We start from the raw sequence: 14663 nt of genomic DNA, 5'->3' as shown, positions 1-14663 counted from the left end.
CGAAGCGTCCTCCGGCGTCCGGGCTCGTCGCCGGTCCCGGCGTCGGTGTCCTTTTGCCGGATGCTACCGTGTCGCTCACGGGGGAACGTGGGAAATGTCAACGTACGCGAACGGGACGACTACCGTGCTTCTGGTCGTCCTACTGGTCGCCTCCGGGGTGGTCGGTGGGACGGCGGGCGCGCTCGCGACCGAATCCGAACCGGTCGCGGGCGCGACCGGGGACCGTGCGACCGGACAGACCGCCGATAGAGCGGCCGGACACGACGGCGCGGCGGGCCGACAGGACGGCTCGGTGAACGCCACCGCGGCGTGCGCGGCCACGCCGCCCGACGACCGGGCCGACCCCGAGTCGGACGTCGTCGGGTGGGAGAACGGCTACTGGTACGACGAGTCGCTGGCGGTCGACGTCGGCGACGGCGTCGAGGGCGACGAGCGCGAGGCGGTCGTCGCCCGGACGACCGCCCGCGTCGAGGCCCTCAGGTGCGTCGAGTTCGACGCGGAGGTGCCCGTGTCGGTGGTGAGCCGCGAGCAGTTCCGCGAACGACGGACGAACCAGCAGGTCCCCGAGGACCTCCGGGCGTTCGACAATGCGAAGTTCGAGGCGATGTTCCTCGTCGACGAGGAGGCCGATTCCATCGCGGTCCAGAACCGCAATCAGGGGACCGGCGTCCTCGGGTTCTACAGCCCCGAGACGGACGAAATCGTCGTGGTTTCGGACGACCCCGACGCGCTCGCCATCGACGAGCTCACCCTGGCGCACGAACTGGTCCACGCGTGGCAGGACCAGCAGTTCGACCTCTCGACGGCCCCGTTCGACGCGCGACTCCGCGACCGGGCGAACGCGGTACGTGGGCTGGTCGAGGGCGACGCGAGCTACGTCGAGCGACTCTACCGGAGCCGGTGTGGCGGGTCGTGGGATTGTCTCGACGCGCCCGAGCGCGGCGGGGCGGGCGACCTCGCCAACGCCGGCGTCTACATGCTGTCCTACCAGCCGTACAGCGACGGCCCGACGTTCGTTCGGCTGGCCCGGAACCTCGGCGGGTGGGACGCGGTGAACGCGCTGTACGAGGACCCGCCGGCCAGCGCCGAGCAGGTCATCCACCCCGAGCGGTACCGGGCCGACCCGCCGACCGACGTGGCGCTGAACGACGCCGCGACCGGCGCGTGGGAGCGCGTCCGACCGCCCGACCGGCCCGACTACGGACGGGTCGGCGAGGTCGGGGTGCTGATGCTGTTCGTCTACCCCTACTACGACAGTCAGGGCGACACCCAGATCGTCTCCCCCGACGAGTGGTTCGAGTACAACGAGACGGGCAACGTCGGCGACTTCGACCCGCTGAACTACGAGTCCGACTACTCGGCGGGCTGGGACGGCGACCGGCTTCACGTCTACGAGAACGAGTCGGGCGAACAGGGGTACGTCTGGCGGCTGGCGTGGGACTCCCCGCAGGACGCCCAGCAGTTCGTCGCGGGCTACGAGCGAGTGGTCGAGTACTGGGGCGGCGAGCAGGTCGGCCCGAACACGTGGCGAATCGACGAAGGGGGCTTCGCCGACGCCTTCTACCTCGACGTGAACGAGACGACCGTCACCGTCGTAAACGCGCCGACCGTCGACCAGCTCTCGGCGGTCCGGTCCGACGCCGACCCGGTCGCGGCCGACGGTTCGGCCGCGGAAGGTGACGCGGGGACCGCGACGACGACCGACGCTCCAACGACGGACGACCCGGCGACGGTCGGCGACGCCCCGGCCGACAACGGGACGACGGTGGGCGCGTCGGGTCCGTCCCTCGCGTCCCCGGTCCGGTCTCCGTCGGACTCAAGCCGCTCGGGGTCCACGCCTCGACCATGGACGGGACCCACGTCGTGACTTGCTTCCTCCGGAACCGGGGCGAGGTGCTCGCGCTCCGGCGCTCGGCGGCGGTCGGCTCGTATCGAGGGCTGTGGGCCGGCGTGTCGGGTCACGCGGAGGGCGACCCCGACCGGGCGGCCCGCGAGGAGATAGCCGAGGAGACCGGGCTGCTCGACGCGTGTGCGCTCGCCCGGACCGGGACGCCGTTTCCGGTCGACGACGACGAGCAGGACGTGCGGTGGGTCGTCCACCCGTACCTGTTCGACTGCGACCGTCGGGACGCCGACCTCGACTGGGAGACCGCCGAGGCCGAGTGGCTCCACCCACCCGAACTGCTCGCTCGCGAGACGGTGCCGGAGCTGTGGGCGGCCTACTCGCGGGTCGCCCCGACCATCGAGGCGGTCGCCGGCGACGCCGAGCACGGCTCGGCCTACCTCTCGGTCCGCGCGCTCGAGGTCCTCCGCGACCGGGCGGGGAGCTTCGCCGCCCGGGGGACGGGCGACTGGTCGGCCCTGACCGCCATCGCCGAGCGACTGGTCGCGGCCCGACCGAGCATGGCCGCGGTCGCCAATCGCGTGAATCGCGCGATGGCCGAGGCCTCGGGGGTCGGCGACGCAGTGGCCTCGACCGACGAGCGAACGCCGCGAGCCCTCGAGCGGGCCGCCCGCGAGGGCATCGAGCGCGGGCTCCGCGCGGACGAGCGGGCCGCCGCGAACGCCGCCGCCGAGATTCGGGGCCGGTCGGTCCTGACGCTCTCGCGGTCGGGCACGGTCCTCGACGCCCTTCCCGCCGCAGACGCGGCGTTCGTGGCCGAGTCCCGGCCAGCGCGGGAGGGCGTGGACGTCGCGGCGGCGCTCGCGGACGCGAGCGCCGCGGGGACCGCAGACGACGACGAAACCGCCAGCGCCGAGGCGACCCCCGGTAGCGCCGACGCGACGTCAGCCACGGACGCGAACGCCGCCATCGACGTGACCCTCCACACCGACGCCGCCGTGGCCCACGTCCTCGCGACCGAGGACGTCGACGCCGTCGTGGTCGGCGCGGACGCGGTACTCCCGGACGGCCGAGTCGTCAACAAGACCGGCACGCGCGCCGCCGCGCTCGCGGCGGCGCGCGAAGACGTCCCGACCTACGCGGTCGCGGCAAGCGACAAGGTCCGGACCGACGACGCGGTCCACCTGGAAGACGGCGACCCGGCGGCGGTCTACGACGGCGACGCCGACGTGGCCGCGCTCAACCCGACCTTCGACGTGACGCCCGCCGACCTCCTCGCGGGCGTGATCACCGAGCGCGGCGTGCTCGACGCCGAGGGGGTTCGCGAGGTGAGCGACGAACTGCGGGGACTCGCCGACTGGCGAGCGCAGTGAGTGCGGTCACTCCGGCCCGACGACCTCCACTTTCACGCCCTCGGGGCCCTCGCAGTAGAGCGCGTAGTAGCCGCCCGCGAAGGGGTGGCGGTCCTCGTGGCGGAGGCTGGTGTCGTCGCGCTCGCGGACGCCGTCGGTCAGGTCGTCGACCTGTTCGCGGGAGGCGGCGTGGAACGCGAGGTGGTTCAACCCCGGCGCTCGCCGGTCGAACGGGTGGTCGCGCTGGTCGGCCGCCACGAGGACGAGGTACGTCGGGCCGCGTCGCCACGAGCGACCGCCCGCCCAGTCGTTCTTCCGGTCGTCGCCGAGTTCGCCCAGCAGCCAGTCCCGGAACGCGAGCGACGCGTCGAGGTCGTCGGCGTACAGTTCGACGTGGTGAAGTTGGCCCGCGCGCTCGGGGTCGGCGTGGTCGGGCCTCGAACTTTCGAGGTCGTCGTTTTCGGCGTCTGCGCGGTCGTTGGTCACGAAACCCGCGTCTCGCGAACCCGCGAAAAACGTTCGGCTGCAGCCGCAGTCGTCGCGGTCGAATCCGGGGCGTCGCCGCGATTCGACCCGAACGAGTTCGGGATAGTCGATTCGGGGCCGACGTTCGAAGCGGGAGGCGTGAACGACCTCGTGGAGCGCCGTGACGATTCGACCGCCAGCCCCGCCGGGGACGCTGGGACGGTGGCGAACGCCGACGCGCGCCCGGACTCCGACCCGGCGGTCGCGGAGATTCGCGAGCGAGTCGAACGCGTCCGGCGTCGGGAACTCGACGACGCGCTCGGGCGACTCGAAGCGCGCGGCGAGGTCACGCCCGAACAGCGACGAATCGTCGCCGCCCTCTCGGCGTCCGTCGCGGGCGCGCTGGCCGACCGCTGGACCGCCGCGCTCGGCGACGAGGCCACCGACGCCGAGGCCGTCCGCGACCTGCTGGTCGAGTAGTCCCGGCCCGACCGAACCAGTTCGGGGGTGAGCGTACGACCGTGTGGCGAGCAGTTCCGGACATGACCGTTGCCGTCGTGGGCGCGGGCGTCTCCGGGCTCGCGGTCCACCACTACCTGCGCGAATCGGGCGTCGAGAGCGTCGTCTTCGAGGCGGACCACGAACCGGGCGGCGTGGTCCGGAGCCGACGCGTCGAGGGGCGAGTCCTCGACCTCGGGCCGCAGCGAACCCGGCTCACGCCCGGCATTGGGGACCTCGTCGAGTCGCTGGCCCTGGGCGACGAACTGCGCGCGGCCGACGACCTCCCGCTGTACGTCTACCGCGACGGGCGGCTCCGACTGGTGCCTCGGTCCCCGCGAGACGCCCTCGCAACCGACCTGCTCTCGTGGCGCGGGAAGGTCCGCGCGCTGCTCGAACCGCTGACCGACGCCGCTCGCGAGGGCGAGACGGTCGAGGCGTTCCTGACCCGCACCTTCGGCCCGGAGGTCGCCCGGTACTACGTCGGACCGCTGTACGGCGGCATCTACGGTTCCCACCCCGACGAGATGCCGATGGAGTACTCGCTGTCGCGCGCGCTCGACGCGGCGGGCATCGAGGGGAGCGTGCTAGTCTCGGTCGCCCGGAAGCTCCTCCGGAGGACTCGCAGCGACCGCGACACCCCGCCAATCGTCTCGTTCGACGCCGGCCTCCAACGGCTCCCCGAAGCGCTCGCTGACGCCCACGCCGACAGCGTCCACCTCGGCACGCCGGTCGAGAGCGTCCGGCGCGAGGATGGGACGTTCGTCCTCCGGACCTCGGCCGGCATCGAGCGCGCCGACCGACTCGTCGTGACCACGCCCGGCGACGTGACCGCCGACCTGTTCGCGGGACTCGCGGACGGGTCGGACGACCCCGAGTCCGTCCGCGAGTCGGCCGAGGCGCTCCGCGAGTTGAACTACAATCCACAGGTCGTGGTCCACCTCCACTCGGACGCCGGCCTGACCGGCGCGGGCTTTCAGGTCCAGTACGACGAGGACTTCCGGACGCTCGGCGCGACGTGGAACGCCAGCCTGCTCGACAGGGACGGGGTTCACACCTGTTATCTCGGCGGGTTCAAGAACCCGGAAGCGGTCGAGTGGTCCGACGAGCGACTCGAATCCGTCGCGGTCGCGGAGTTCGAGGAGCTGACGGGCGCGTCGGCGCGACCGCTCGCAGTCCACCGACTCCGGCGCGGGATGCCCGCCTACGACCGAAGCTGGGCCGCGCTCGACCGAATCTCCGCGCCCGATGGCGTCCACCTCTGCACGAACTACACCGCGAGAGCCGGGATTCCCGGGCGGATTCGGGAGGCCGAGCAGGTGGCTGAAGCGCTCGCGGAACGGACGCAATCGGCGCGCCGACACCTCGCCACCTCGCCCAGTTGAATCACGCTCTCTTCCCGTTTTCCTCTCACGCTGCCTTCCGTTTCGTTCCTCCTCCGAGCCGACCCCTTTTCGTGCAGGCCAATCGGATGATTAAATATAAGAAAGCTAGAATTTTGCTGGTTTCTACACTTGTCCGTATGGACGAAACGAGTCCTGCAGACCGAGACGGCGTATCGAGACTCAGTCGACGTGGCTTGCTCGCGCTCGGCGCGACGCTGGCGGGAACCAGCGGCATCGGAATGTTCTCCGGAAGCGCCGCCGCTCACGAGCTGATGGCGTTTCGGGACGCGTTCATCGGTGACGACGCGGACAAGGAGGGCCTCGGTTCGAAGGGGTGGCTGTTCTTCGCGAAAGACTTCGGGACGATATACTACCACAACGGGAGCGGATGGGTCGATCTGGGCATCGGTGGCGGCGACGGTGCGCTGGTCGACAGCGACGACGACGGGCTTCTGGAAGCGTCGAACCACGACGGAATCGACGTCGATCAGGTCGAGGCCAATTCGGTAAGTGCAGGGAGTGTCTCCATCACCGACCAACTTGACTTCGGCCAGACCGTCACGAAAACGATTTCCAGCGGGTCGATAACAGCCGATGCTCCACAGATTCAGCTCACAACCGAATCAGAGTCGTCCGACACTCTAACTTCAATTAGCGGGCAAACAGAGACAGAACTGCTCATCATCCACGGCACAAACGGGGAAACGATAACTATTGAGGATAAGACAGGAAACATCCGAGTCCCATCCAATAGGACGTTAGAGTCTGAGGCTGATACTCTGACACTCATCTATGCAGAGAACGCGTGGTTCGAGCTGTCCTACGCGAACAACGCGTGACTAGTTCGACCCTCCCTTTATTATTCATCTAATAAAGTTAAACCCTGATGCTCGAAGTCGTAGAGGAAAAACCCACGATAGCTACCCCTCCACGTACTCCTTGATTATCTTCTCCTCGACGCGGTGTAGCGTCTCGCTCGCCGTCGACTTCGCCACGCCGGCCTGCTCGGCCAGTTCGGTCAGCGAGCACTCCCGGGGCGTGTCGTAGTAGCCCGCCTCGACCGCCTCGCCGAGCAGTTCGCGCTGGCGGTCGGTCAGCAGGCTCTCGGAGTTGACGAGTTCGCGGACGTACTCCACGTCGAAGCTCATTCCGAACGCCTCCAGTTGGGACGTGAACGACGAGAGCCGGTCCCGGGAGGCCGTGACCTCGACCTCGGCCACGCCGTCCCGGATGGGAAAGGGGAGTTCCAGCGGGAGGCCGGCCTCCCGGACCGAGAACAGCAGGAGCGGTTCGCTGGTCTCGAACTCCACCAGCGCGGTCTCCTCGGAGGCCTGCTGGAGGTCGAGGCGCACGATGTCCTCGCGGTCGTCCATCGCGCCCACCACCGCTGGCAGGTCCTCGGCCGTGATCTCCAGCAGCCCCACGCCCGTCCCCTCGGCTGGGAACGCGGCCAGCACCCGGAACTCCGCCTCGGGGTATTCCGAGGATATCTGATATATCCACACCTGCTCGGGGAGTGTGATCTGTAGCTTTGCGGTGGGCATACGAACACGTTCGGCACCCGCGTCCGGATAAGCATTCCCGAACACGTTCGCCGGAAGCGCCGTCCCGACCGAGCGCGTTCGGTCGCGTATGCAAGTCGACGCCGTCGAACGGGCGATACGCGAGACGGACGCACCGGACGACCGACCGCGAGAGGTGCTCGACGTGCGGGACCTCGGGCCGCCGAATCCCCTGCGGGAGACGCTGGAGACGCTGCCGGACCTCGACGACGACGCGGTCCTCGTGCAGGTCAACGACCGCGCGCCACAGCACCTCTACCCGAAACTCGACGACAGGGGATACGCCTTCGAGACCGTCGACGGCGACGAGGCCGTGCTGACAGCTATCTGGCGGCCGGCGTAGTCCCGGCGGGACTCCCCGGTGTCGGTGAAGGACCGACAGTCACCGGTTACGCGTTCTCGCCGGAGACGTCCACGGTCAACACCGGAATCGAGGCCTCGGTGACGACCTTCTGGGAGACGCTGCCGAGCAGGTTGCGCGTGGGGTCCGCGCCGTGCGATCCCATCACCACGAGGTCGGCGTCCCGGTCGTCGACCGTCGCGAGAATCTCGTCGCCGGGGTCGCCCCGTCGGATGGCGGCCGTCACCTCGAGGTCCTCGGCCTCGAAAGCGGCCGCGACCTCGGCGGTCGCGCGCTCGCCCTCCTCGCGGAGTTCGTCGGTCGCTTCGGCCGCCCGGTCGTCGTCCATCGTCAGGAACGCCCGGTCGTCGATCACGTACAGGACGTGGACGTCGGCCCCGCGTCTGGCCGCGACGTCCCGCGCGTGTTCGACGACGGTCTCTGTGGACTCGCTTCCGTCGGTGGGGAGCAACACCGTGTCGTACATTACGTTCGGCCGTTCCTATCCGGGGCGGAAATAAGAACGTCGCGGTTTTCGCGTCGCGGGAACGGTTCGGCGAATCGACGCTCCGTAACAGTGATACGGATTGTACCGTCGCCGTCACTGCAAAGAGCGTATGGGAAAGGAGAAGGTCTACCGGGCCCAAACGTACGAACAGTAAGCCATGTCGATACTCGTTCCGTTCGACGGGTCGTCGCTCGCGAAGTCGGCGCTCGTGCGTGCGACCGAACTCCGTGACGTCTTCGACGAGCGCGTGTTGGCAGTGTCTATCGTTCCCACGGCGAACGCGGCGTACGCCCGAGAGCACGGTTGGATAGGTCCGGACGAGGAGTACGACAGGCACAGCGCCGTCGACCAGCTCGGCCGAGAGGTCGCCGAGCTAGCACCGGCAGCCGGATTCCGCCACCAGTTCGTCGGTCGACACGCCTCGGCGGGCACCATCGCCCGAAAGATTCGCGACGTCGGACAGGAGGTCGACGCCTCGCTCGTGGTGATCGGGAGCGACAACGCGGGGAGTCTGGTGTCTTCGATACACAGCGTCGGCACTTCGGTCGCGTCCGACGACGCCTTCGACGTGTTCATCGTTCGGCGACCCGTCCCGGCGGCCGCGTCGACCGCGTGACTCGCGCGAACTCTGGCGCGGGCCGTCCGGCCGAGTCCGGTACGGAACGTCCGTTCCGCCCACTGGAACGAACTACAACGGTCCGCAACGAACGCTCGATGGTTAACGCCGGGGCGTCTACGTTCGGTGGGTCGACGGGCCCTCAACCATTCAAATGACAGACACAGATACAGTGCTCGTGGTCGACGACAACCGGCCGCTCGCGGACGGGTTCGCGCGAGCGCTCGCGACCGATTACGACGTTCGGACCGCGTACACGGTCGAAGAGGCCCGGGAATCGCTCACGCCGACGGTCGACGTGGTCCTGCTGGACCGGCACCTGCCCGACGGGTCGGGTGGCGACGTCCTCGACGAGATACGGCAGCGCAATCACGACTGCAGCGTCGCCATCGTTTCGGCGAGCGACCCCTCCGCCGACCTCGACTGCGACGCGTATCTCACGAAACCCATCGGCGAGACGGACGTGCTCCGCGAGACGGTGTCGGACCTGCTCGGCGGACGGGTCTCGCGCTGACTCCCCGGGCCGCAGTCTCGGCGCGAACGCTTTTGGTCGCGGTCGCCCTACCCGTATCCATGCGACTTGTTATCGTGGGTGCCGGACGGGTGGGCTTCCGAACCGCCCGCATCCTCCGGGAGGAGGGCCACGACGTGACGCTCGTGGAGAACGACCCCGAGACCGCCCAGCGCGTCCGCGCGGACGGATTCGAGGTCGTCGAGGGCGACGGAGCCACGGAGTCGGTGCTCGAACGGACCGACCCAGGGAGCGCCGACGCGGTCGGCGGCCTGACCGGCGACCTCAACGTCAACTTCGCGGCGTGCATGCTCGGCAAACACCACGGCGCGCGCACCGTCTTGCGCATCGACGCCGACTACCGCGAGGACATCTACCGGAAGTTCGCCGGCGACGTCGACGAGGTGGTCTACCCCGAGCGGCTGGGGGCGGCGGGCGCGAAGACCGCGTTGCTCGGCGGGGACTTCAACGTCGTCGCGGACCTGACCGAACGACTCGCGCTCGCCACCGTGGTCGTCTCCGACGAGTCGCCGGTGGTGGGCCAGCAGGTCCGGGGCGTCGACCTTCCCCGGCACGCCCGCGTCTACGCCCACGGCCACGGCCGCGAGCGCATGACCATCCCGCTGCCGAACGCGACCGTCGAGGCCGGCGACCGGCTCGCGGTCATCACCGAGCGCGAGGCGCTGGCCGAGGTCCGCCAGCGATTGCAGGGCGACGCGGCCGCTTCGGCGTCGTAAGACCGACCACGAAAACGGGAGGGCAGGCGGCAGCGCGGGGTCGCGGCTGGCACCCCGAGACGAGAACTTTCGCGGGAGGGTTGGTGACACTGTGGCGGGAGGCCAGCCCGCCGCCAGGGCCTCCGGCATCGTCGGGACGCCGACCGGGAGACTGCTGCACGCGTGCGCCCAAGCCGTCGGGCGCGTCGACTGCTACTGCGGATTCGGACTTTGTTATGCGCCGGCTTGCGCGGCCGTAGGCACCGATTGGGTGTGGACCAGACGCGACCTGTGCGGGCCGTAAGCCGGAGTTACCGCAGCGACTTCCGTTCGGGTCGCGCGTCGTCCGAGACGGGGACGAAGAGGGAGTCCGGGGCGATCGACCCCGGAGCGGGGACCGGCGGGCGGAGCGAGCGGACGGCCGACGAGCGGACGCGAACGCAACCGGAGCCAGGCGAGAGGGGAGTGTGGTGTGCCGGGCGCGCAGTGTGGGGAGGATGGGGAAGAGAGGCCTCGCGCGCCCGGTCGGGCTTCCGTACGGCGGCCACTTAAAAACCCGTCAGACGCGGGCGGCCGTGCGACCGCAATCGGTCGTGCGACCGGAGCGGTCGACCGCAACCGGCGGTTGCCGACTCGCACACATTCAAGAGCGCCGGAGCCGAGGCGTAGGACATGAACGGAACCGGCGTGCCGCTGGTCACGCCCTTCGACCGGGACGGGGACCTCGACGCCGACGCGCTCGCCGAACTGGTCGCGTGGGTCGAGGACGGCGGCGTCGACTTCCTCGTGCCGTGCGGGTCGAACAGCGAGGCCGAACTCATGGACGTCGAGGAGCGCGCCCGCGTGGTCGAGATAGTCGCCGACGCGGCCGACGTGCCGGTGCTGGCCGGCACCGGCCACCCCGGCCTGCGCGAGACGCTCCGCCAGACCGACCTCGCGGCCGAGGCCGGCGCGGACGCCGCGCTGGTGGTCACGCCGTTCTACTACGACCACGGCGACGAGGCGCTGGACGCCTACTACCGCGAGGTGGCCGACGAGAGCCCGATTCCCGTCTACCTCTACAGCGTGCCCGCCTACACCGACGTCACACTCTCGCCCGAGGTGGTGGGCCGGCTCGCGAGCCACGACAACGTCGCGGGGATGAAGGATTCGAGCGGCGACCTCGACGCGTTCCAGCGCGAGCGCCGACTGACCGCCGACGCCGACTTCGACCTGCTGGTCGGCAGCGGCAGCGTCTACGCTCACGCCCTCGACGCGGGCGCGGACGGCGGGATTCTGGGACTGGCGAACGTCGCGCCCGAGCGCGCCAGCGAAATCTACCGACTCCACCGGGCGGGCAACGACGAGCAGGCCCGACGGCTCAACGCCGAACTGGTCGAGCTAAATCGCGCAGTCACCGCGACCCACGGCGTGCCGGGCGCGAAGGCCGCGATGCGCGAGCGCGGCGCACCGGCGGGGTACGCCCGGTCGCCCCACCGGGAAGTCGACGAGGCGGTTCGGGCGGACCTCGCGGAACTCGTCGCGGACGCCACACCGTAGTCCGGTGGTCACGCACGTTTGCGGACTCCCTGCGAAATCAGAGCGCTCCAACGTGAACGTCTGTGATGACACGGATGGCACGTCACAACAGTTATGTCGGCGCGGGCCGAATCTAACGCCGAGATGGCGACTCCCAACGACAAGATTCAGTTCCGGGGAGCGGCCGAAAAGGAGGCGACGCACGTCGTCGACCAACTTCGTCTCGGAGGCATCAACGTCAGCGAGCTCGCTCGACGAGGACTTGCCGAAAAGCTTCGGGAGACGCTCTCGGACGAGGAGAAGGCCACTCTCCACCAGCGGTACGAGCAGGGAGAACTCTCGGACGAGGTTGCGGAGATACTACTGGGTGACGCCTTGGAAGAAATCGAGCGCGAGCGCGAGGCGTTCGAGGACGCTTCGGAACTCGATAGGACGGACGTTTTCCAGCGGTAGGGATGGTCGACGACGAGTCCCGCCACCCAATTATCGCGGATACCGACGCGCTGATAGCCGTGGCGAACACGAGTCTCTGGCCTCGAATTACGGGGCATCTGCGGCTGACGACGACGAACGTCTGCTATCACGAACTCGAACGCCACGTTCGGGAGACGTCCGAATAAGCGCCCGAGGGCACGAGAGAGCGGTGGCTCCACGACGGAAGCGAGACGGCACTCGAACCGTTCGAGGACGACGAAAACGAGGCGTTTACGGCGGTTCCGTGCGTCCCGCGACCGCACGGCGAGGACGCCGGGGAGCAGTCGGTTCGGACCGAGGTCGAACGGGAGACCGAACTGTATCGGTTCGCAATCCTGATGGATTCACACGGGCGTCGGTCGATATACCGAGTGTTCGACGAGGCGGCGGAGACGAGCGGGAGAGCGGTCGCGCCCACCTTTCTGCTGTATCTGCTACTCGACGAGGGCGAATGTACGGTCGCGGAGTTCTGTCAAGCATGTGATGATTTGCTTCGCGGCGAGGGATGGACGGGGTATCAAGCAATTCAGGCCGCGTGGAAAGCCGTCCCAGTCGACTGCTCGGACTATCTCTCGGACGACCTGCTCGCCTGAACCACGGAGATATCGCACCAGTTCCGTCACCGGTCGGTCCGCAGCGTTCGGAGGACGCCGTGGACGAACGGCCGAGGGTCGTCGAGCCGGAGGAAGTCGAATCGGGGCTGTCGGTAGGTCGACTCGGCGATTTCCCACGCGGTCTCACGCAGGGTCGGGCGCTCGACCAGCGGCGACTCGTCCCGGAGCACGCTGGCGAGGTAGCCCAGTTCGCCGTACAGCAGGTGGCTGCCCACGCCGAGTTCGAAGTCGGGCTCTATCTCGTCGGCCCGACCCTGCGACTGGAGCCAGTAGTGGTACGGGAAGTCCGCGCCCGCCTGCACGGTCGAGGGCAGCGACTGCCACATCCGAGGGTTGATCTCGGTCAGGACGAACTCGCCGGTCTCGGCGTGCTCCATGTACTCGATGCACGCCAGCCCGTGCCAGTCGAGTTCCGCGAGCAGGTCGCGGGCGACGCGTTCGAGCTCCGGGTCGTAGGTCGACTCGCGGTAGACCCCGCCGCCGCCGGTGTAGGAGTTGCCCCGTATCTGTTCGTGCTGGAACGTGGCGACCGGCTCGCCGTGGTCGTACAGCGCGGCGAACATGTACTCGTCGCTGTAGGGGACGAACTCCTGAACCACGGGGACGTGGTTCATCTCGGCCACGAGTTCCTCGCGGTCGGGTTCCTCGCCCGGCCCAGTGTGGACGACGGTGCCGACCTCCTCGGCCTCGCTCGCCGAGTACGAGTCGACGTACGCGTCGGCCAGCAGGTTGTACCGGGACTTGATTACGTAGTCGTCGTCCCAGTCGTCGACAGCGTCGAGGGTGCGGGTCTCGGGGACCGGGACGCCCGCCGCCTCGGCCGCCGCCGCGAGTTCCACCCGGTCGTGGACCCGCGCCAGTGTTTCGCTGTCGGGTACTTCGAGCGAAACGCGGTCGGCGAACGCCTCGCGATGCTTCGACAGGACGTAGGCGTCGTGCTCGCGAATCGGAATCACGGTCCGGACGTCCTCGCGTCCGGCGAGGTCGAGCAGCGCCTCGGCGTACGCCACCAGATTCTCCTCGGGCGAGGGGAGGCGGGCGGTCTCGTCGCAGAACCGCGAGGCGAACACGGGGACGTGGTCGCGCTCGGAGGCGGCGACGGTGTGGACGCCCCTGCGGGCGAGCGACCGCAGACAGGGGTAGCTGTAGGGCGCGACGCCCGTGGGCACCAGCACCGACGGCGAATCGTCGCGACTCGCGGGCATAGTCCGGCGTTCACCGCTCGCGGTCTTTAGTATTCGCGCCCAAATCGGGTCTCCGCGCCCGTAGGGCGCTCCTGTCCCGTCGTAGGGTCGGGCTGTGGCGGTCGAGACCTGCAGGGCCAGCGGTCCGCGGGTCCGACCCGCGGTCCAGCGGCGGCGCAGAAATCGCGACGACCACAGGATTCAGGTCCCGACACCCCGACCATCCGCCGATGACGCCGACGCTCGAACGCATCGCGGTCCACCCCGTCAAGTCGCTCGACCCCGAGACGCCCGAGCGCGTCCGGTTGGTCGAGCGCGGCGCGCTCGCGGGCGACCGCGAGTTCGCCGTCGTCGACGCGCCGGCCGACGCGGCCCACGACCGGGCGAGCGCGTCCGTCGCCGGCGACGGCGACTACGTGAACGGCAAGCGGACCGCCGCCGTCCATCGGCTCCGGTCGTCGTTCGACCCCGACGCGCGGACCCTGACCCTCCGCGTGCAGGGAGAACAGGAGTCCCGGACGTTCGGCCTCGACGGCGACCGCTCGGACCTGAACGACTGGCTGAGCGACTACTTCGGCTACCCGGTGAGCGTCCGGCGCGAACCGGCGGGCGGGTTCCCCGACGACGATGACGCGCCCGGCCCCACCGTCGTCTCGACCGCGACGCTCCGGGAGGTGGCGTCGTGGTTTCCCGACGTCGACCTCGCGGGCGCGCGCCGGCGGTTCCGCGCGAGCCTCGAAATCGGGGGCGTCCCGGCGTTCTGGGAGGACCGCCTGTACGCCGACTCGGGCGAGGTCGTGGCGTTCGAGATCGGCGGCGTCCGGTTCGAGGGCGTTCGGCCCTGCTCGCGGTGCGTCGTCCCGACCCGCGACCCCGACACCGGCGAACCGACCGAGGGGTTCCGCGAGACGTTCCTCGAACGGCGCGAATCGACCCTGCCCGAGTGGGCCGACTCCGACCGGCTCGACCACTACTACCAGTTGATGGTCAACACTCGCGTCCCCGAGTCCGACTGGGGCGCGGAGATAGCGGTCGGCGACGAGGTCCGGGTCGTCGGGACTCACCCCGAGTAGCGGC

The 14663-nt window shown here is 69.4% G+C and carries 18 protein-coding genes; 14 read left to right on the top strand and 4 right to left on the bottom strand.

What is annotated here, in order from left to right; genetic code table 11:
- Nucleotides 1–94 precede the first annotated feature (94 nt).
- Together EPL03_RS10350 and EPL03_RS10345 are read left to right on the top strand one after the other, a co-directional pair.
- On the top strand, nt 95–1867 hold the full coding sequence (locus EPL03_RS10350; protein ID WP_210424955.1) for an Hvo_1808 family surface protein: 1773 nt from the start codon (nt 95–97) through the stop codon (nt 1865–1867).
- Nucleotides 1846–3216, top strand: a complete 1371-nt coding sequence (locus EPL03_RS10345) for an NUDIX domain-containing protein (protein WP_135829238.1) — start codon at nt 1846–1848, stop codon at nt 3214–3216. The genes EPL03_RS10350 and EPL03_RS10345 overlap by 22 nt, the downstream gene beginning before the upstream one ends.
- 6 nt (nt 3217–3222) lie before the next feature.
- Here the strand turns inward: EPL03_RS10345 and EPL03_RS10340 are convergent, their stop codons facing one another.
- Nucleotides 3223–3681 (bottom strand): VOC family protein, encoded by a 459-nt coding sequence (locus EPL03_RS10340; protein ID WP_135829237.1) that lies wholly within the window; start codon nt 3679–3681, stop codon nt 3223–3225.
- A gap of 138 nt (nt 3682–3819) precedes the next feature.
- Between EPL03_RS10340 and EPL03_RS19955 the strand changes: the two genes are divergently transcribed.
- From EPL03_RS19955 to EPL03_RS10325, 3 genes are all read left to right on the top strand, one after another.
- Nucleotides 3820–4140 (top strand): hypothetical protein, encoded by a 321-nt coding sequence (locus EPL03_RS19955; RefSeq protein WP_168216228.1) that lies wholly within the window; start codon nt 3820–3822, stop codon nt 4138–4140.
- A gap of 62 nt (nt 4141–4202) precedes the next feature.
- Nucleotides 4203–5543 carry a protoporphyrinogen oxidase gene (hemG, locus tag EPL03_RS10330; RefSeq protein ID WP_135829235.1) on the top strand — a complete coding sequence of 447 codons (1341 nt, stop codon included), beginning with the start codon at nt 4203–4205 and terminating at the stop codon, nt 5541–5543.
- A 137-nt stretch (nt 5544–5680) separates the two neighbouring features.
- Nucleotides 5681–6382: a hypothetical protein gene (locus tag EPL03_RS10325; RefSeq protein ID WP_135829234.1), complete on the top strand. Its 702-nt coding sequence runs from the start codon at nt 5681–5683 to the stop codon at nt 6380–6382.
- Nucleotides 6383–6463: 81 nt separating this feature from the next.
- On the opposite strand, the gene EPL03_RS10320 is transcribed toward EPL03_RS10325, so the two are convergent.
- Complete coding sequence (locus EPL03_RS10320; protein WP_135829233.1) at nt 6464–7087, bottom strand: helix-turn-helix domain-containing protein; 624 nt, start codon at nt 7085–7087, stop codon at nt 6464–6466.
- A gap of 88 nt (nt 7088–7175) precedes the next feature.
- Here EPL03_RS10320 and EPL03_RS10315 point away from each other — a divergent pair, with 88 nt between their 5' ends.
- The gene (locus EPL03_RS10315) at nt 7176–7448 is read left to right on the top strand and encodes a DUF2249 domain-containing protein (protein WP_135829232.1); all 273 of its coding nucleotides are present in this window, start codon (nt 7176–7178) and stop codon (nt 7446–7448) included.
- 46 nt (nt 7449–7494) lie between these two features.
- Here the strand turns inward: EPL03_RS10315 and EPL03_RS10310 are convergent, their stop codons facing one another.
- On the bottom strand, nt 7495–7932 hold the full coding sequence (locus EPL03_RS10310; protein ID WP_135829231.1) for a universal stress protein: 438 nt from the start codon (nt 7930–7932) through the stop codon (nt 7495–7497).
- Between the two features lie 178 nt (nt 7933–8110).
- Between EPL03_RS10310 and EPL03_RS10305 the strand changes: the two genes are divergently transcribed.
- From EPL03_RS10305 to EPL03_RS20465, 7 genes are all read left to right on the top strand, one after another.
- Entirely contained in the window at nt 8111–8569 is a 459-nt protein-coding gene (locus tag EPL03_RS10305) for a universal stress protein (protein ID WP_135829230.1), read from the top strand.
- Nucleotides 8570–8723: 154 nt separating this feature from the next.
- The gene (locus tag EPL03_RS10300) at nt 8724–9083 is read left to right on the top strand and encodes a response regulator transcription factor (RefSeq protein ID WP_135829229.1); all 360 of its coding nucleotides are present in this window, start codon (nt 8724–8726) and stop codon (nt 9081–9083) included.
- A gap of 59 nt (nt 9084–9142) precedes the next feature.
- Nucleotides 9143–9817 carry a potassium channel family protein gene (locus tag EPL03_RS10295; protein WP_135829228.1) on the top strand — a complete coding sequence of 225 codons (675 nt, stop codon included), beginning with the start codon at nt 9143–9145 and terminating at the stop codon, nt 9815–9817.
- 651 nt (nt 9818–10468) lie between these two features.
- Entirely contained in the window at nt 10469–11335 is an 867-nt protein-coding gene (locus tag EPL03_RS10290; protein ID WP_135829227.1) for a dihydrodipicolinate synthase family protein, read from the top strand.
- A 93-nt stretch (nt 11336–11428) separates the two neighbouring features.
- Nucleotides 11429–11767, top strand: a complete 339-nt coding sequence (locus EPL03_RS10285) for a hypothetical protein (RefSeq protein ID WP_210424954.1) — start codon at nt 11429–11431, stop codon at nt 11765–11767.
- A gap of 2 nt (nt 11768–11769) precedes the next feature.
- Nucleotides 11770–11934, top strand: a complete 165-nt coding sequence (locus tag EPL03_RS20470; protein WP_244605248.1) for a hypothetical protein — start codon at nt 11770–11772, stop codon at nt 11932–11934.
- Nucleotides 11935–12159: 225 nt separating this feature from the next.
- Nucleotides 12160–12381: a hypothetical protein gene (locus tag EPL03_RS20465; RefSeq protein ID WP_244605247.1), complete on the top strand. Its 222-nt coding sequence runs from the start codon at nt 12160–12162 to the stop codon at nt 12379–12381.
- 26 nt (nt 12382–12407) lie between these two features.
- Here EPL03_RS20465 and EPL03_RS10275 read toward each other — a convergent pair whose 3' ends face one another.
- Nucleotides 12408–13607 carry a carboxylate--amine ligase gene (locus EPL03_RS10275; RefSeq protein ID WP_135829226.1) on the bottom strand — a complete coding sequence of 400 codons (1200 nt, stop codon included), beginning with the start codon at nt 13605–13607 and terminating at the stop codon, nt 12408–12410.
- Between the two features lie 209 nt (nt 13608–13816).
- On the opposite strand from EPL03_RS10275, the gene EPL03_RS10270 reads away from it, so the two are divergent.
- On the top strand, nt 13817–14659 hold the full coding sequence (locus EPL03_RS10270) for an MOSC domain-containing protein (RefSeq protein WP_135829225.1): 843 nt from the start codon (nt 13817–13819) through the stop codon (nt 14657–14659).
- The last annotated feature ends 4 nt before the right edge of the window (nt 14660–14663 follow it).

The sequence above is a fragment of the Halorussus halobius genome, assembly GCF_004765805.1.
Classification (GTDB): Archaea; Halobacteriota; Halobacteria; order Halobacteriales; family Haladaptataceae; genus Halorussus; species Halorussus halobius.
Note: the sequence above shows the minus strand (reverse complement) of the source record. Positions and strands in the feature narration are given on the sequence as shown.